The organism is Aminivibrio pyruvatiphilus (assembly GCF_004366815.1).
Taxonomy (GTDB): domain Bacteria; phylum Synergistota; class Synergistia; order Synergistales; family Aminobacteriaceae; genus Aminivibrio; species Aminivibrio pyruvatiphilus.
Genome location: NZ_SORI01000001.1, coordinates 132,104 through 148,251 on the forward strand (window position 1 = coordinate 132,104; position 16,148 = coordinate 148,251).

The 16,148-nt window shown below is 62.1% G+C and carries 17 protein-coding genes; 15 read left to right on the plus strand and 2 right to left on the minus strand.

Going from position 1 to position 16,148, the window contains the following annotated elements; genetic code table 11:
* Window positions 1–19: 19 nt before the first annotated feature.
* Window positions 20–619, plus strand: a complete 600-nt coding sequence (locus C8D99_RS00505) for a uracil-DNA glycosylase (protein WP_243833784.1) — start codon at window positions 20–22, stop codon at window positions 617–619.
* Here the strand turns inward: C8D99_RS00505 and C8D99_RS00510 are convergent.
* A complete protein-coding gene (locus C8D99_RS00510; RefSeq protein WP_243833785.1) occupies window positions 609–1,337 on the minus strand; it encodes an anaerobic ribonucleoside-triphosphate reductase activating protein in 729 nt (242 codons plus the stop codon). The genes C8D99_RS00505 and C8D99_RS00510 overlap by 11 nt on opposite strands.
* 141 nt (window positions 1,338–1,478) lie before the next feature.
* Here C8D99_RS00510 and C8D99_RS00515 point away from each other — a divergent pair, with 141 nt between their 5' ends.
* From C8D99_RS00515 to C8D99_RS00525, 3 genes are all read left to right on the plus strand, one after another.
* Complete coding sequence (locus C8D99_RS00515; protein ID WP_133955255.1) at window positions 1,479–2,753, plus strand: hypothetical protein; 1,275 nt, start codon at window positions 1,479–1,481, stop codon at window positions 2,751–2,753.
* Window positions 2,754–2,784: 31 nt separating this feature from the next.
* Entirely contained in the window at window positions 2,785–3,159 is a 375-nt protein-coding gene (locus C8D99_RS00520; protein WP_133955257.1) for a J domain-containing protein, read from the plus strand.
* Window positions 3,160–3,317: 158 nt separating this feature from the next.
* Window positions 3,318–4,979, plus strand: coding sequence for a phosphoenolpyruvate carboxykinase (ATP) (locus C8D99_RS00525; protein ID WP_133955259.1), 1,662 nt, complete (start codon window positions 3,318–3,320; stop codon window positions 4,977–4,979).
* Window positions 4,980–4,983: 4 nt separating this feature from the next.
* Here the strand turns inward: C8D99_RS00525 and C8D99_RS00530 are convergent, their stop codons facing one another.
* Window positions 4,984–5,571: a hypothetical protein gene (locus tag C8D99_RS00530; RefSeq protein WP_133955261.1), complete on the minus strand. Its 588-nt coding sequence runs from the start codon at window positions 5,569–5,571 to the stop codon at window positions 4,984–4,986.
* A gap of 251 nt (window positions 5,572–5,822) precedes the next feature.
* Between C8D99_RS00530 and C8D99_RS00535 the strand changes: the two genes are divergently transcribed.
* The 11 genes from C8D99_RS00535 (at window position 5,823) to C8D99_RS00585 (ending at window position 16,107) form a co-directional block, all read left to right on the plus strand.
* Window positions 5,823–7,235 (plus strand): MATE family efflux transporter, encoded by a 1,413-nt coding sequence (locus C8D99_RS00535; RefSeq protein WP_133955262.1) that lies wholly within the window; start codon window positions 5,823–5,825, stop codon window positions 7,233–7,235.
* 123 nt (window positions 7,236–7,358) lie between these two features.
* Entirely contained in the window at window positions 7,359–8,639 is a 1,281-nt protein-coding gene (locus tag C8D99_RS00540) for a DUF1576 domain-containing protein (protein ID WP_133955265.1), read from the plus strand.
* Complete coding sequence (locus C8D99_RS00545; protein WP_133955267.1) at window positions 8,636–8,986, plus strand: hypothetical protein; 351 nt, start codon at window positions 8,636–8,638, stop codon at window positions 8,984–8,986. Before C8D99_RS00540 ends, C8D99_RS00545 begins: the two co-directional genes overlap by 4 nt.
* A gap of 17 nt (window positions 8,987–9,003) precedes the next feature.
* The gene (locus C8D99_RS00550; RefSeq protein ID WP_133955269.1) at window positions 9,004–10,080 is read left to right on the plus strand and encodes an S-methyl thiohydantoin desulfurase domain-containing protein; all 1,077 of its coding nucleotides are present in this window, start codon (window positions 9,004–9,006) and stop codon (window positions 10,078–10,080) included.
* A gap of 197 nt (window positions 10,081–10,277) precedes the next feature.
* Window positions 10,278–11,423, plus strand: a complete 1,146-nt coding sequence (locus C8D99_RS00555) for a 2-oxoacid:acceptor oxidoreductase subunit alpha (RefSeq protein ID WP_133955271.1) — start codon at window positions 10,278–10,280, stop codon at window positions 11,421–11,423.
* The gene (locus tag C8D99_RS00560; RefSeq protein WP_133955273.1) at window positions 11,420–12,274 is read left to right on the plus strand and encodes a thiamine pyrophosphate-dependent enzyme; all 855 of its coding nucleotides are present in this window, start codon (window positions 11,420–11,422) and stop codon (window positions 12,272–12,274) included. Before C8D99_RS00555 ends, C8D99_RS00560 begins: the two co-directional genes overlap by 4 nt.
* Window positions 12,275–12,276: 2 nt before the next feature.
* Window positions 12,277–12,834, plus strand: coding sequence for a 2-oxoacid:acceptor oxidoreductase family protein (locus tag C8D99_RS00565; RefSeq protein ID WP_133955275.1), 558 nt, complete (start codon window positions 12,277–12,279; stop codon window positions 12,832–12,834).
* A complete protein-coding gene (locus tag C8D99_RS00570; RefSeq protein WP_133955277.1) occupies window positions 12,831–13,955 on the plus strand; it encodes a succinate--CoA ligase subunit beta in 1,125 nt (374 codons plus the stop codon). The genes C8D99_RS00565 and C8D99_RS00570 overlap by 4 nt, the downstream gene beginning before the upstream one ends.
* A 1-nt stretch (window position 13,956) precedes the next feature.
* On the plus strand, window positions 13,957–14,823 hold the full coding sequence (sucD, locus tag C8D99_RS00575; protein ID WP_133955279.1) for a succinate--CoA ligase subunit alpha: 867 nt from the start codon (window positions 13,957–13,959) through the stop codon (window positions 14,821–14,823).
* A gap of 7 nt (window positions 14,824–14,830) precedes the next feature.
* Entirely contained in the window at window positions 14,831–15,031 is a 201-nt protein-coding gene (locus C8D99_RS00580) for a 4Fe-4S dicluster domain-containing protein (RefSeq protein WP_133955281.1), read from the plus strand.
* A 101-nt stretch (window positions 15,032–15,132) separates the two neighbouring features.
* Window positions 15,133–16,107: a threonine ammonia-lyase gene (locus C8D99_RS00585; RefSeq protein WP_133955283.1), complete on the plus strand. Its 975-nt coding sequence runs from the start codon at window positions 15,133–15,135 to the stop codon at window positions 16,105–16,107.
* Window positions 16,108–16,148 lie beyond the last annotated feature (41 nt).

A 16,148-nucleotide genomic window follows, 5' to 3' on the forward strand; every position in this document is an offset into this window, starting at 1 on the left:
CCGGCAGAGAGAGAAAGGAATGACGATGATGTTCCATGAACCTTTTGATGAACTGCGGCGGAGAACCTCCGCCTGCACGGAATGTCCCCTCTCGGAGAAGCGCTCCAGGGCCGTTTTCGGCGAAGGGCCGGAAACGGCGGAGGTAATGCTGGTGGGCGAAGCTCCCGGCGCCACGGAGGACGAAACGGGCCGGCCGTTCTCCGGACGGTCGGGAAAACTCCTTACCTCCCTTCTTGAGGGGGAGGGGCTGTCCCGGGAGAAGATCTTCATCACCAACATGGTGAAATGCCGTCCTCCCGAAAACCGCCTTCCCGCCAGGGATGAGCTGGCTGCCTGCAGGCCCTTCCTGGCCGCCCAGGTCGCCCGGCTCCGGCCCCGGCTTCTCCTTTCCGTGGGCAATGTGCCGACACGGGCGTTCCTCTCCACCCGGGAGGGAATCAGCACGCTCCGGGGCAGGTTCCATACCTGTCTGTGGGAGGGGATTCCCCTGACGGTGCGTCCGCTCTTTCATCCCAGCTACCTCCTCAGAAACAGGAGCTTTGCGGAGGGCACGCCGGGACACAACACGGTGCAGGATATCCGGGAGATCCTTCGCTTTCTCGGCGACGCTATCCCCTGATTCTGACCTCGTCCGCGAAAAGGAGGACCCTTTCCCTGAAGGCTTCCGCAAACCACACCGGCAGGGGAGGCGTTTCCGCGAAGGCCGGATCGAGGGTGAGCCCCGGGCGGAAGCGCTGCAGTACGTAGAGGGGGGCACCCCGGACCAGGTCTCCGATTCCCGGGGCGTCCTCCAGCCCGTGGATGCCCGGCACCAGGGTGGTCCGGAACTCGAAGGGGATTTTCGACCGGAGCAGGAGGGAGATGCTTTTTTCCACCAGGGAAAGATCTCCGTCCCAGCCGGAGGCAAGGGAATATTTCTCCCGGGGGGCCTTTATGTCCATGGCCACGTATTCTGCCAGGCCCCGGCCCAGCACCTCCTCCAGCACGTCAGGCCGGGCTCCGTTCGTGTCAAGCTTGACCTTCAGGTCGAGGGAACGCAGCTCCCCGAGGAAGGGAACGAGTCCCTCCTGGATTGACGGCTCGCCGCCGGTGATGCAGACACCGTCGAGGAAGTTCTTCCGCCTCTCCAGGTCCCCGATAATTTCATCTGGTTCGAAGGACTCACCTCCCGTTCCCGGCAGGACCAGCCCGGGGTTGTGGCAGAAAGGGCAGCGGAAGGGGCAGCCTTTCAGGAAGATAACTGCGGCCGCCGCCCCGGGGTAGTCAAGAAAGCCGGTCGGGATATACCCTCCGATGGAGACTGTTTCCATGGCGATTCCCCTCCTTTGCGGCTCCATGATATCACCCCTTCGGGAAGAGAGAAATCTCCGCAGGAAAGAAAAGGTATTATAATATAATGTTACAGGCCGCAGCATCGGCCGGAACTGTCGCCCCCGCAGACAGCGGGGGGCAGGGAAAAATTGGGAGGAGAAACGGCAATGCGGCATCCATTCGGCCCCTTTTCGGGCAGAGGCGGCACCGCCGGGCAGACAGCGGCGGGAGGAGAAGAGAAAGCCCAGGGAAGCCCCGGAAGAGGCGCTGCCGGGACCCTCTCCCTTCTGTTTTCCTGTGCGGCGGTCCTGTATCTCCTCTTCAACCCGTACCCCAGCCTCACCCCGTCCCGGGCGCTGGAGATCACCAAAAACTCCAGGGACCTCTCCCCCCTTCTGAGCAACGAGGAGTTCATCAACGCCTACGAGGATGCGGCCAACGCCCGGGATACCGTGGGGTGGCTCGTGGACAGGACCCGGGAGGGCGGTTTCCTCGTGTCGTACATCTATCTCGACGGGAAGGGCGATTTCAAGGGCTGGTTCTTCGAGGTTCCCCCAGGGAGCGGTGAGGCCAGGAGGGTCACCCGGTCCATGGGGGAGCATTATGTCGCTCTGATCGACGACCGCTTCGAGAGAAGCACCCCGGCCGTTTCCGAAAGGGACAGGGTCACCCGCTGGGTGAAGGAGGCGAAAGCCCTGTCAGGCGGCGGTACAGTTCTGGAAGAGATTTCCAGGGAACTCGGCAGGACGGGGGTCAGGAAGGACTACGGATGGATGGCCCGCCCTCTCGGCAACGGAAAATGGCTGGTGGGCTTCGTGTACGAGCCCGAGGGGGCCGGAGCGGGAGAAAAGAGGGGATGGGTGTTTCACGTCAACTCCCGGGCTTCCTCTCTCCTTTCCGGAGGCGGACTTCCCCTGGGGGCGGGATCGGTGGAAGACCTTCTCCGGCTTTTCGGTACCCCTGGAGACGCTCCTCTGCCCAAAGTTCCTGTCCCTGCGGACGAAACGGACTTCATCCCCCTCGGGGTCTTTATGGAGTCCACCCTTACGCGGTTCGGCGGCAGCCCTTCCGAAGCGAGGCTGCGGTTCGGCGAGCCGGGAGCGGTGAGGAGGAGAAATGTGGCGCAGCCTTCTGATCCCCCGGGAGGCAGGCCTGTGCTCACCATGATGTGGCCGGGGCTTTCCCTGGATTTTTCCGGAAGTTCGGGCGCCGAACGGCTGGTGTCCGCTGCGGTGAAGACGGGAAGCCACCCCTTCGGACCGGATCCGGGTATCCGGGTTGGGGATCTCTTCTCCAGGGTGTCTGACCTGCTGGGAGAGCCGAGTGACAGAAATTCCAGGTCGGTGGTCTATTCCGGCCGGGACGTTCCCTTCTGCCTGGTCTTCGACCTGAGGAAGGACGGCCGGATCGCCGGAATGTCCTTCTCCGTGCCGGCGGAATGAACCGCTGCCGGGGTATTTCAAGGAGGTTTCCATGTCCCTGATATTGAAGCTGCTGCTGAAGGCGGCGCCGTTGCTTCTTTTTCTTCTTGTTTCCCGGGCGGTGCGGGAGATGTTCCGGACGCAGCAGGGAGCCGGAAGAGCCTATGACCGCCCGCCCGAAGGAGACCGGCAGGGAGCGGCCGGACCCCGCAGGGCGGGGCGGAGGGATCCCTATGCTGTCCTGGGATGTCCTCCCTCGTCCTCGGACGGGGAGATAAAAAAGCGGTACCGGGAGCTGCTCGGGAAATATCACCCCGACAAATTCATCGGCCAGGATCTCGATGCCGACTTCGTGGAGCTCGCCTCGAAAAAATTCCAGGAGATCCAGGAAGCCTACGAGGCAATCCGGTCACGGAGAGGATTCTGATGCTATGGAAGCATCTGAGGTTATTTTTCATAATAATCTTATAAGAGGGCTTCATTTTCGTTTCGTCCAGTGGTACGGCCCGTGGTACAATGACCCCGTCCGGAGACTGCGCCGGACAAAAATATCCGTCCCCTGCCCGAGGGAAAAGGAGAGTCGCCATGTCAACTCTGGAGTTCTATAAGGATCCCGGTAGCTTCTCTTCCATCAAGTCCCAGGCGCGAACCACCATTGAAACCGCCTTTTTCGGAAACAACGTGGTCCCGGTCGCAAATCTCCGGGAAGCCTACGATCTTGCCCGGACAAGCCCCGGAACCGTGGAGCTCACGGGAATGCCGGTGTACCGTCCCGAGGGGCAGGGACTGCCCTCCGGAAGCAACGTCCTGCTGATGAACGACGGCGCCGTGGTGGGTCGGTGCGCCGCCGCACGGAAAATCGTCGGCGAGCCGGGAGTGAACATGGGAGAGCTTGCTCCCCTTCTCCGGGAGGCGGTGTACGGAAGCCGGTTCCGCACCTTCTATTCCGCCGAGGCCTATATCGGCCTCGAAAAGGATTTCATGGTCAAGGCCCATCTCCTTGCGCCGAAGAACCACGAAAACCTGGTGTACAACTGGATGCTGAACTTCCAGTACCTGAACAAAACCTACATGGACATGTACAGGGAATCCCGGTCTCTTCCCGACGGCGACATCTTCATGTTTGCCGACCCCGACTGGACGTCCCCCGAGTATCCTTTCGGGCTCGCCTTTTTCGACCCTGTCCACAACTGCGCCGCCGTCCTGGGCATGCGCTATTTCGGAGAGCTGAAGAAGGGAACCCTCACCCTCGCCTGGGGAACCGCCGTACGGAACGGCTTCGCGTCCTGCCACGGGGGACTGAAGCGGTACAACCTGAAGAGCGGCCGGTCCTTCGTGTCCGCCGTGTTCGGACTGTCGGGATCGGGGAAATCAACCCTCACCCACGCCCGCCACGGCGGCAGGTACGACATCACCGTCCTCCACGACGACGCCTTCATCATCAACGTGAAGGAGAAGTACGCCATCGCCCTGGAGCCTTCCTATTTCGACAAGGTGCAGGACTATCCCATGGGGTGCGAGGACAACAAGTTCATTATCTCCCTGCAGAACTGCGGCGTGACCAGGGGAGAGGACGGGCTGCTCTACCCGGTGACGGAGGACCTGCGGAACGGAAACGGCCGGGCCATCAAGTCGAAGCTCTGGTCGCCGGTCCGGGTGGACCGCATCGACGAGCCCATCAACGCCGTGTTCTGGCTCATGAAGGACCAGTCCCTGCCGCCTGTTCTTCGTCTCAGGGGGCCCGACCTCGCCGCCGTGATGGGGGCCACCCTCGCCACGAAACGGACCACCGCGGAGCGGCTTGCTCCCGGCATAGACCCCAATGCGCTCGTGATCGAGTGCTACGCCAATCCCTTCCGGACCTACCCCCTCGCCCTGGATTACGAACGGTTCAGGACCCTCTTCGTGGACGGGGTGGACTGCTATATCCTCAACACGGGGGATTTCATGGGGAAGAAGGTCACTCCGTCCGACACCCTGGGGATTCTCGAGGCCATCATCGAGGAGAAGGCCCGCTTCGTGCCCTTCGGTCCCTTCAGCGACATGGAGACCATGGAGCTCGAGCGGTTCCCCGTGGATTTTTCGGACGAGAAGTACCGGAGGGAGTTCTTCGCCCGGTTCCGGGACAGGCTGGCTTTCGTGAAGTCAAGGGAGACCGAGAAGGGCGGCATGGACAGGCTTCCTCCGGAAGCGGAGGCGGCGCTGCGGAAGGCCCTGGACGAGATGGGCTACCCGGTGCAGGAGTAACCGGTCAGGACTGCCGCGGGCCGGGGGATTCCCCGGCCCGTGATTTTTCCGGGCGGGCGAAGTACTCTCTCAGCAGGCTGTTCCCCCGAAAAAGCCGCACCCTCGAGATGACCTGCCTTCTGCAGACCCATTCGAAACCTTCCCGTGCCTTTTCTTCCGTGGTCCTGTCCCGTTCCATGAGGGAGGGCTCCTTTGCGGCGCCGGGCCATGACCGCCACTCTCCCGAAAGGGGCTCCTGGTAAAGGACGAGCCATGAGTAGTCCGACCAGAGCCCCGGAACCCGGTAGCGCCTCCGGCCTTCCCCTTCGGCGTGGATGAGGATGCTCAGTTCGTCCCGGAACCTGGTGGCCGTTCCGCGGTATTCCTTCCCGTCAGCGCGGCCGGTGAAGGAGACGTTTCCGCCGTGGCCGCCGATGCCTGAAGCTTCGCACCACTGCCTGATCTCCTCCAGCAGTCCGTCGAAATCCAGGGGTATCCCCCGGGCTGAGGCGTAAGTTTCCGCGAAGCGCCGCTCAAGGAGAAATTCACCCGGCCGGGGCGCCGGTGCGCAGAAGTCCTGAAACCGTGCGGGGAAAAGGGGCCGTATGTTCATGGGGTCTCCTTCGGATAAACGTGCCGGTCCAAAACTGCGGGTATCTTTCTATGGCCGGCGTTTTCCCAAAATCCGCAGCTTTTCCCGGCAGAGGGAGTGTCGCCGGGAAAAGCGCCCGGGCCGACGGCCCAAGCGAGCACCGGTGACGCTCCCCGCTGCCTGCGGATTTGGATTCTCTGTTTCGGCTTTACTATATTATTCTTTTCCCTATAATCATACTCCTGACGGAAATAACTTCGGAGGCTTCGAGTATGGCACATTCACCAGACAGAACCAACGTCATGGGGACCGATTCCATTCCCCGCCTGATGGTCCGGTTTTCGCTGCCGGCCATCGGCGGGATGCTGGCCAACGCCCTGTACAACATCGTGGACCGCATCTTCGTGGGGCGCACCGTGGGCCCGGCGGGGATCGGCGCCATCAGCGTGGCCTTTCCCTTCATGCTGCTGGTCATCGCCTACGGCCTGCTCATAGGTGTGGGGGCGGGAGCCCTGGTGTCCATATCCCTCGGTGAGAAGCGCCGGGCACGGGCGGAAAAGACCATGGGAAACGCCCTCGTTTTCCTCATCGGCGGAAGCGTCGTCATTGCCGTCCTGGGGGGGATGTACAGCGCCCCGGTCCTGGAGCTTTCGGGCGCGAGCCCCACCATGCTGCCCCTATCAAAGGAATATCTCGACATCATCGTCTGGGGCATCCCTTTTTCGACCCTTGCCTTCGGGCTCAACTATTTCATCCGGGCGGAGGGGAATCCCCGCTATGCCATGTACACCCTCTTCGTCGGTGCCTTTGCCAATATCATCCTGGACGGGATCCTCATCCTGGGCCTCGGAATGGGCATCCGCGGGGCGGCGCTGGCCACGGTGGCCTCCCAGGTGCTTTCCCTCGGATGGGCTGCCGCCTATTATATCCGGAAATGGGGAACCCTCCGGTTCCGGAGGAAAAACCTCCGTCCCGACCGGATAATCGTCGGAAAAATACTGGCCATCGGCGCGGCGCCTTTTCTTACGGAGCTGAGCTTCACCTTCGTCATGGCGCTTTTCAACCGCTTTCTTCGCACCTATGGCGGCGACCTCGCCATATCCGCCATGGGGATCTTCTTCAGTCTCGACAGTCTGCTGTTCCTTCCTGTTCTCGGTCTGGCGGAGGGAGTGCAGCCCCTCATCGGGTACAACTACGGAGCGAGGGACTACGGCCGGGTGATCTCCGCCGTGCGGTCCGCCATGCTCCTGGGGCTCGCCTTTTTCGCGGGGAGCTTCCTGCTCATCATGACAGTGCCGGAACCGCTGATCCGCATCTTCAACGACAACGACCCGGCACTGCTGGCTTTGGCCGTCCGGGGGCTGCGGATCGGCTACAGCGGCGTCCTTTTCGCCTCGGTGAGCATCATCGCCTCTCATACCTTCCAGGCTATCGGGAAGCCGAAAAAGGGAATTTTTCTCACTCTCTCCCGGCATTTTCTCTTCATCCTCGTCCCACTGTACTTCCTTCCGCCTCTCCTTGGGACAGACGGGGTCTGGCTGGCCATTCCCCTCTCCGACCTGGGAGGAGGGCTCCTGGGAGCCTGGTTCCTGAAGCGGGAGTTCGCCCTCATGAGGCGGGACCAGCAGATTGACGAGATGTCGCCTCCTCCGGGGCCGGCAGCACCTCTTTCCGATTCTGTATAATAGCTGGTAGAAACGGAGCCGAAGTTGCAAAGGGAGGTTTTTTATGAATAGAAAGCATGAATCCGCAATGGAAAACAGACGGAAGCCCGCCGGAGAGCAGGCCCCGCCGGGAGGCTTCCGGGCATGAAGTCCTCAGGGAAGATCGGGTTTGAAAAGGCCCTTGTGGGTGAGGGCGGAAAAGTCGCATTCCTCTTTTCCTTCGGAATCGCACTCTGCCTTTTCGGCCTTTCCAGGGACTCCTTCCAGGATATCCTGTCAGGCCTGTGGCGGATTCTCATCGAGCCGGACTATCTCATTTCGGACTACATGGACGTGGGAGGCATGGGAGCGGCCTTCGTGAACAGCGGGCTGCTCACCGTGCTGTTTACGTCCATTCTCGTTTTCCTTCGTGTCCATATCAGGGGCATATCCATAGCCGCCGTCTTTACCGTGGCAGGATTCTCCTTCTTCGGTAAAAATCTGCTGAACGTCTGGTTCATCGTTGGCGGAGTCTGGCTTTACGCCAGAAGCCAGAAAGAACCCTTCCTGAAATTCATCTACATCGCCTTCTTCGGCACAGCCCTGGCTCCGCTGGTAAGCCAGCTCATGTTCGGCTTCCATTTTCCTCCCTACCTCAGAATCTTTCTCGGCTCGGCTGCGGGGCTTTCCGCGGGCTTCCTGCTTCCTCCCCTGGCCGCCGCCTTCCTCTCGGTCCACCACGGCTACAATCTCTACAACGTGGGATTCACCGCCGGAATGGTGGGGACTCTCTACGTTTCCGTCTTCCGTTCCCACGGATTCATCACGGCGAGCAGGATAATCTGGTCCACAGGACACAATGGGCTGCTGTTCCCCGTCTGCGCCGCCTTTTTCCTTTTCCTCGCCGCGGCGGGACTGCTGCTGGGAGGGGGCAAATCGCCCGGCGCACTGCGGTCTCTGTGGAGACATTCCGGCCGCCTCCTGGCGGACTTCGTGGACATGTTCGACTTTCCCGCCACGCTTATAAACATGGGGCTGACGGGCCTGGCGGCAACCGCCTACCTCTACTTCAGCGGCGGAGACTTTAACGGGCCGACCCTGGGGGGGCTTCTGACCATCGCCGGGTTCAGCGCCATGGGAAAGACTCCCCTCAACATCACGCCCATCCTGCTCGGCGTCATGCTGGGCAGCGTCACGAAAGACTGGAGCCTGACCGATCCGCCGATCCAGCTCGCCGCACTTTTCGGAACCACCCTGGCCCCCATAGCGGGGGAGTTCGGCTGGATTGCCGGCGTTCTGGCGGGGTACGTCCATTCTTCGGTGGTGCTGAACGTCGGGGTGCTCCACGCCGGCTTCAACCTGTACAACAACGGCTTCGCCGGGGGCATAGTGGCCGCCATCCTGGTCCCCCTCATCGAGGCCTTCCGAGGGAGGGAGAAGAGATGAGACACGAACGGCTCGTAGTGTCCCGGATCGTGAGCGAGCTCATGAATTTTTTCTTTTCCATGGGGGCCCGGGAGTTCCAGTCCAGGGTCACCCGGAGCGACGAGGGACACGAGATCGTCATCGAGTCGGATTACGCCGGCAGCCAGGGAAGCAAGCTGCGGGAGATGACCCGGCTCCTCCGGATGCCCCGGGCACGGGAGATGGAGGAATACTCCTGGTCCCTGTCGGGGGACATCAGTACCGGCCAGGAGATCTACCTTGTGGGCATCCTGACCGATACGGTGTCGGTGGATCATGACGAGCAGGCGGGAAAGGTGCGCATCGTCCTTTTCCGGAAGCGGAACTGAGGGCAAGGGGGGGTATCATGGCAAAGACGGAACTCACGCGGGAACTGCTCGAAGCCGCCGTGCTCGGGGCGTCCATCCTCGGCGGAGGGGGAGGGGGCACGGTTGAGGAAGCTCTTGAAGTGGGGGAGACGGCGCTCAAGTTCGGTCCCCTGCACCTGGTTGATCCGGAAGACCTGGAAGCATGGGGAACCATCGTCACCTGTTCCACGGTCACGTGCCCTCACCGGAAGGATCCTTTCATCTCCCCCAGGGCGAGGGTGCGTTCCATAGAGCTTCTGCTGGAGAGCGGCGCCCCCCGGCCATCCGGGCTGATTCCCAACGAGTGCGGCAGCACGGGCATCGTGAACGGCTGGATCGAGGGAGCCATCCTCGGAATCCCCCTGGTGGACGCCCCGTGCAACGGCCGGGCCCACCCCACGCCGGAAATGGGTTCCATGGGGCTCCATCTCGTGGAAGGATACGTGTCCTCCCAGTCCTTCGCCGGCGGAAACCCGGCGAAGGGAGCCTACATCGAGGGCATCCTTCGGGGAGCCGTGGATACGGTGTCCAACATGATCCGCCAGGACGCCTGCGTGGTGGGCGGCATCCTGGCGGTGGCGAGGAACCCTGTGAGCGTCGCCTTCGTCAGGGAGAACGGTGCCCCCGGGGCGGTGAAGCAGGCGATCCGCATCGGGAAGGCCATGAAAGGGGCGGCAGAAAAGGGGCCTGAGGCTGTCATCGCGGCGGCGGCGGAGATGCTGTCCGCCACGGTTATCCGGTGCGGGGAGGTGGAGGCGGTGGACCGGTTCACCGCCGGAGGCATAGATACGGGGACGGTCTTTCTGGGCGGACATGAAGTAACCTTCTGGAAGGAATACATGACCCTCGAAAAGGACGGGGAGCGCCTTGCCACCTTCCCCGATCTCATCACCATCCTCGACGGAGACACCGGGAGGGTCATTCCCAGCGACTGTCTCCAGCCCGGGATGAACGCCGTCCTGTTCACCGCGTCCCGGAGGGAGCTGGTTCTCGGGGGAGGAATGCGCTCCGCCGGACTCTTCGAGCCTGCGGAGAGAATCCTCGGGAAACCCATTCTCCCCTTCCTCGCCATCTGACGGGAAAACCTTTCAGCGGGCGGCCTCCGGGCCGCCTTTTTCCTGTGTACCGCACCGGCGGACACAGGAAACCCATATTGTTGCCCGTGGATAAAAAGTTGGTCTGATATTTGACATAATATAATTTGCGTGGTAATCTTTCTACATGGTGTATTCTGCCCGGACCATGTCCGGGCATACAAAATGGAGGTGTATGAATGGGACTTGAAGACCGGGTTCTGACCGGCGTCCATTTCATGCAGGGAAACTATGCTGCAGTCGAAGGCGCCATTGCCGCGGGATGCGACTTTTTCGCCGGGTATCCCATCACCCCTGCGAACGAAGTCTCCGAGGGAATGGCCAGAAGGCTTCCCGCCGTTGGAGGCGTCTTTTTCCAGGGAGAGGACGAACTGTGTTCCATCTATGCCATATCCGCCGCTTCCCTCGCCGGGGCGAAGGCCATGACGGCCACCGCAAGCGCCGGATATGACTACATGCAGGAGGGCATCGAGTACGCCGTGGCCGTGGAGGCCCCCATCGTGGTGGTAGACGTGATGCGCTGCCGGGGCGAGAACTTCGCCACCCAGTCGGACATCATGCAGGTCCGGTGGGCCGCCGCAGGCGACCACGAGATGATCGTCCTCGCTCCGTCCACGGTGCAGGAGACCTTCGACTTCACCGTCCGGGCGTTCAATCTCGCCGAAGAGTACCGGACGCCTGTAATCGTGGTTTCCGAGATGTCCCTCGCCCTCATGAGGGAACGCCTGGATATTCCCGAAGCGTCCGCCATTCCAGTGGTGAACAGGAAACGGACCGCCAAGTCCCCTGCGGACTACCTTCCCTTCCATGCCGATTCCGAGTACGGCGTGCCCGATTTCGCCGAGCTCGGCACGGGCTACAGGGTGATCCACTCAATCAATCCCCACGACGAGAGGGGAGACATCGAGTGGGAACCCCACGCCTTCGAGCGTCTTTACAAGAGGATCACGGGCAAGGTCCGGGAGAACCGCACGAAGATTTCCACGGTCCAGCGGTTCGGCCTCGACGATGCCGATATCGCCCTGGTTGCCTTCGGCAGCGAGGTGCGCCCTGCCATCGACGCCATGGAGATGGCCCGGGAGAAAGGGATCAAGGCCGGCGTGATGAAGCTTGACGCCCCGTGGCCCTTCCCCGAGGAGGCGATCCGGGACCTGGCCTCCAACATGGGTGCCGTGGTCACCGTGGAGATGAACATGGGCAAGTATGCCGGAGAGATCGAGCGGGCGGTGTGCGGCAAGTGCCGTACCGCGAGGGCGACGAAGAACCTCGGTACGCCCCACACTCCGGACGAGATTCTTTCCGTCATCGAGGAGGTGCGGGCATGAGCGCTCCCGAACTGCACACAAACGGCAATCCCCTGCTGAAATACATGAGGCAGGACAAACTGCCCCATTTCTTCTGCCCCGGCTGCGGCTGCGGGCAGGTTGTCAGCGCTTTTCTCCGGGCCACGGAGTCCCTCGGCCTCGACCTGGGCTCCATGGTGGGCATCGGCGGCGTGGGCTGCACCGCCAGGATTCCGGTGTACATCAACATGGACTGCCTCCACGGAGTCCACGGAAGAACCCTCGCCTGGGCGACGGGAATCAAGCTCCACAAGCCGGACACCAAGGTGGTGGTCTTCGCCGGAGACGGCGACGCCCTCTCCATCGGCGGAAACCATTTCATCCACGCCGCCCGGCGCAATCTCGACGTGACCTTCGTGGTGGTGAACAACTTCAACTTCGCCATGACGGGCGGCCAGGTGGCGCCCATGACTCCGGACGGATCGGTCACCATGACCACCCCCTACGGAAGCAGCGAGCCCCCCTTCGACCTGTGCAGGCTCGCGGCCGCCTCCGGTGCGACCTATGTGGCGCGGACCCTGACCTCCAATCCCGCCCAGATGACGACGTTTATCAAGAATGCCCTGAATCACAAGGGATTCTCCGTGGTGGAGATTCTCTCCCAGTGCCCCACCCATTTCGGCCGGTACGCCCTCGGAAGCGGAAGCCCCAAGGGGCTGGTCGAGTGGATCAAGAGCCACACCGTGCCCGCGTCCGCCGCTGAAAAAATGTCTCCCGAGCAGACGGCGGGGAAATACCTCGTTGGCGAGTTCGTGAACGTGGAGAAGCCGGTGTTTCGGGGAAGCACTGTGTATACCCCGTCGTCCTGCGGCTGCGGCGGGAAGGAGGCATAGGCATGAACGCGAAACAGACAAGCATCCGTTTTTGCGGCTTCGGCGGCCAGGGGATCATCCTGTCCTCCGTCATTCTCGGCGAGGCGGCCGTGACCAAGGAAGGCATCTACGCCGCCCAGTCACAGTCCTACGGCTCGGAGGCCAGGGGCGGCCAGTGCCAGTCAGAGGTTGTTCTCTCGAAGAACCCCATCGGCACGCCCACCAATGAACGGAACGACATCCTCGTCGCCATGTTCCAGGCGGCCTACATGAGCCACAGGCATGAACTGAAGAAGGGCGGCACCCTGTTCGTGGACAGCGGCCTTGTGCCCGATCTCGGCGAGGTGGATCCCTCCATAACCGTGTGGAAGGTTCCCGCCACGGAGACGGCCATCCGCCTGGGCAGCAAGATGGCGGGCAACATGGTCATGCTCGGCTTCATCCAGGAAAAAACCGGCCTCGTCTCCAGGGACAACCTCCTGGCGGCCATCCAGGAGTCTGTGAAGAAAAAATACGTGGAGATGAACACCGCCGCCTTCGAAGAAGGCATCCGCATGGCGAAAGAGGATACAGGGGCATGAAGCTCTACGAATTCCAGGGAAAGGCCCTGTTCCGCGAAGCGGGCATTCCGGTGCCCCGGGGTGCCGTGGTCACCGCCGCGGACCGCTCGGGGCTCTTCGCCCCCTCTGCCGTGAAGGCCCAGGTCCTCTCCGGGGGGCGGGGAAAAGCGGGAGGTGTTCTGCTCGTCTCAACCCAGGAGGAAGCCGAAAAGGCAGCCGACTCCATCCTCTCCATGGAGCTGAAGGGAGAGCCGGTCCGGGCTCTTCTCGTGGAGGAGAAGATGAACATCCGGGCGGAGTACTACCTCGCCGTCACCTTCGACGGTGAGGCCGGGACGCCTCTGTTCATGGCCAGCGCCTCCGGCGGAATGGATATCGAGTCGGTGGCGGAGCACACGCCGGAAAAGATTCTCAAGCTCCCCGTGGACCCGCTGTGGGGGCTCACCGACTACAAGCTGCGCGCCATGGCCGACTTCCTCGGCTATGAGAACAAAAAGGAGTTCGCCGCCTTCGCCCGGAAGGTCTGGAACCTCTTCAGGGAAAAGAATGCAGTGCTGGTGGAGATCAACCCCCTGGTGGTCACCGACTCGGGCCTTGTGGCCCTCGACTCGAAGATCGAGATCGACGACGACGCCAGGCCTCTGCTGAAGGACCTTTTCGAGAAGAATCTCTCCGAGCAGTCTGCTCTCACCGGAACTGAAGGCGAAGCGGACCACGGCACCATCACCTACGTACCCCTCGACGGGAACGTGGGCCTTATCTCCGACGGGGCGGGCACCGGCATGCTCACCCTCGACCTCATCCGGGATCTCGGAGGCGATGCGGCGGATTTCTGCGAAATGGGCGGCCTGACGAGCCCCGAAGTGATGTACTCCGCCATGGACCAGGTCTTCTCGGACAAGAAGGACATAAAGAGCCTTCTCGTGGTCCTCATCGGCGGCTTCAACCGCATGGACGAAATGGCCGAGGGCATTACGGCCTTCCTTCGGGATCACCCTGTCTCCATTCCGCTGGTGGTGCGGCTCTGCGGCACCATGGAGGAGGAGGGCAAGGCCATCATGAAAGAGGCGGGCCTTCCCGTCTATGACGATCTTCGAACCGCCGTCGCCGACGCCGTGCGGTTCGCCGCGGGAGGGAACTGACATGGCCATACTAGTGGATCGCGATACCCGGGTCATCGTCCAGGGAATCACCGGAAAATCCGGCATTCTCCAGACGAAGTCCCTCATTGATTACGGCACTGCGGTGGTGGCCGGTGTCACCCCGGGAAAGGCCGGCACCTCCGTGGAAGGGGTTCCCGTGTTCAATTCCGTGGAGGACGCGGTGAAGCAGGTGTCCCCCAACGCCGCCATCAGTTTCGTTCCTCCCCTGTTCGCCAAGGATGCGGCCATGGAGGCCATGGAGGCCGGAATCAAACTTCTCGTCCTCACTATGGAAGGAATTCCGAAGCATGACGTGCTGGACATCCTCTCCTACGCCTCCGGCAGAGGCGTGAGGGTCCTCGGCCCCGGGACCGCCGGGGTCATCTCCCCGGGCAAGTGCAAGCTCGGCGCCCATCCCGCCCGTATGTTCACCGAGGGGAAGGTCGGCGTGGTGTCGAAAAGCGGCGCCCTGTCCTACGAAGTGGGAAAAACCCTCACCGACGCCGGCATCGGCCAGTCCACCGTGGTCGCCCTCGGCGGCGGACCCATCTGGGGAACCACCCAGCGGGACATCGTGAAGCTCTTCAACGAGGATCCCGAGACGGAGATCATCGTCCTCCTCGGCGAGATCGGCGGCGGAACGGAGATCGCCGCAGCGGAATACATCGCCGAATCGGTCCGCAAGCCCGTGGTCTCCCTGATCGTGGGCCGGGCGGCACCGGAGGGTAAATCCCTGGGTCACGCGGGAGCGATCATCCGGGGAAACAAGGGAACTGCGGCGTCGAAAATGGAAGCCCTGGAAAAAGCGGGAGCCTCTTTGGCAACTTCTCCCGCCCAGGTGGTGGAATTAATCCGGAAGCTGGGGTGATGAGATCATGGCTGTGCATGTAAACAAGCGGCTTTGCAAGGGATGCGGCCTGTGCATTTCCGTCTGCCCGAAGAACGTGTACGAAATTTCTTCCGAGACGAACCAGAAGGGGTTCACCGTGGTGGCTGCAGTGCGGGAATCCGACTGCATCAAATGCAAGCGGTGCGAGATAAACTGTCCCGACATGGCGCTCTGGATCGAGGAGTAGAATAAGCGGACGGGAGTCGGGGCGGCGGAAGAAATTCCGGCCGCCCCTGTCCCGTTGAAAATGACCGCCCGAAAAGGGCGCAAGGAGGCGGAAGCAGTACAATGACACGCATTATCGGACTTCAGGACATAAAAACGGCCGCGGGAAGAATCGCCGGCAGGGTGAGGCGGACCCCCATCCTTCGGGGAGACAAGCTCGACGCTCTGTGGGGCGCGGAGGTCTACTTCAAGCCGGAGAATCTCCAGCTTACGGGATCCTTCAAGATCCGGGGAGCCACCAACAAGATCCTCTCCCTCACCGACGAGGAGCGGGCGAAGGGCATCATCGCCTCGTCCTCGGGGAACCATGCCCAGGGCGTGGCCTACGCAGCGAAGATGCTGGGCATCAAGGCCACCCTGGTCCTTCCCGAGAACGCCCCCAAGTCCAAGATCGAGGGAACGAAGGCCCTAGGTGCCGAGGTGGTCCTTTACGGCTTCGACTCCATCCAGCGCTACAAGAAGCTCTACGAGATCAAGGCGGAGAAGGGCTATACCCTCGTCCATTCCTACAACGACCCCGAGCTCATCGCGGGCCAGGGCACCTCGGGCCTCGAGATCATGGAAGACCTTCCCGACGTGGACACTGTGGTGGTGCCCCTCGGCGGCGGCGGACTCCTCGCGGGCGTGGCCGCGGCCATCAAGGAGGCCCGGCCCTCCGTGAGGGTCGTCGCCGTTGAGCCCGCCGGGATCCAGCGGTATGCCGAAAGCCGGAAGGCCGGGAAACCCGTGGAGGTTCCCATGGGGGCCACCCTTGCCGACGGCCTCATGATCACCATGACCGGCGAACACAACTATCCTCTCATCGACAAGTACGTGGACGAGATCGTTCCCGCCTCCGACGAGTTCATTTACAAGGCTCTCATGGAGATTGTCTTCAAGAGCAAGCTGCTCGTGGAGCCCTCCGCGACGGTGGGTGTGGCGGCGGCCCTCGAAGGCAGCTTCAAGGTCAGGCCCGGGGAAAAGATCTGCTTCTTCCTCTCCGGCGGCAACATCGACCCTGACAAGCTCGCGTCGTTCATAGCCCACGAAACGGTGTAAAATAGGACGAAACGGCCCGGACATCTCTCCGGGCTTTTCTT

Excerpts from the sequence above, each read along its gene's own strand:
- C8D99_RS00550 (WP_133955269.1), top strand. The coding sequence starts at position 9,004 with ATGGCAAAGACGGAACTCACGCGGGAACTGCTCGAAGCCGCCGTGCTC.
- C8D99_RS00545 (WP_133955267.1), top strand. The coding sequence starts at position 8,636 with ATGAGACACGAACGGCTCGTAGTGTCCCGGATCGTGAGCGAGCTCATG.
- C8D99_RS00565 (WP_133955275.1), top strand. The coding sequence starts at position 12,277 with ATGAACGCGAAACAGACAAGCATCCGTTTTTGCGGCTTCGGCGGCCAG.
- C8D99_RS00525 (WP_133955259.1), top strand. The coding sequence starts at position 3,318 with ATGTCAACTCTGGAGTTCTATAAGGATCCCGGTAGCTTCTCTTCCATC.
- C8D99_RS00540 (WP_133955265.1), top strand. The coding sequence starts at position 7,359 with ATGAAGTCCTCAGGGAAGATCGGGTTTGAAAAGGCCCTTGTGGGTGAG.
- C8D99_RS00515 (WP_133955255.1), top strand. The coding sequence starts at position 1,479 with ATGCGGCATCCATTCGGCCCCTTTTCGGGCAGAGGCGGCACCGCCGGG.
- C8D99_RS00520 (WP_133955257.1), top strand. The coding sequence starts at position 2,785 with ATGTCCCTGATATTGAAGCTGCTGCTGAAGGCGGCGCCGTTGCTTCTT.
- C8D99_RS00580 (WP_133955281.1), top strand. The coding sequence starts at position 14,831 with ATGGCTGTGCATGTAAACAAGCGGCTTTGCAAGGGATGCGGCCTGTGC.
- sucD (WP_133955279.1), top strand. The coding sequence starts at position 13,957 with ATGGCCATACTAGTGGATCGCGATACCCGGGTCATCGTCCAGGGAATC.
- C8D99_RS00585 (WP_133955283.1), top strand. The coding sequence starts at position 15,133 with ATGACACGCATTATCGGACTTCAGGACATAAAAACGGCCGCGGGAAGA.
- C8D99_RS00570 (WP_133955277.1), top strand. The coding sequence starts at position 12,831 with ATGAAGCTCTACGAATTCCAGGGAAAGGCCCTGTTCCGCGAAGCGGGC.
- C8D99_RS00555 (WP_133955271.1), top strand. The coding sequence starts at position 10,278 with ATGGGACTTGAAGACCGGGTTCTGACCGGCGTCCATTTCATGCAGGGA.
- C8D99_RS00560 (WP_133955273.1), top strand. The coding sequence starts at position 11,420 with ATGAGCGCTCCCGAACTGCACACAAACGGCAATCCCCTGCTGAAATAC.
- C8D99_RS00510 (WP_243833785.1), bottom strand. The coding sequence starts at position 1,337 with ATGGAGCCGCAAAGGAGGGGAATCGCCATGGAAACAGTCTCCATCGGA.
- C8D99_RS00505 (WP_243833784.1), top strand. The coding sequence starts at position 20 with ATGACGATGATGTTCCATGAACCTTTTGATGAACTGCGGCGGAGAACC.
- C8D99_RS00530 (WP_133955261.1), bottom strand. The coding sequence starts at position 5,571 with ATGAACATACGGCCCCTTTTCCCCGCACGGTTTCAGGACTTCTGCGCA.
- C8D99_RS00535 (WP_133955262.1), top strand. The coding sequence starts at position 5,823 with ATGGCACATTCACCAGACAGAACCAACGTCATGGGGACCGATTCCATT.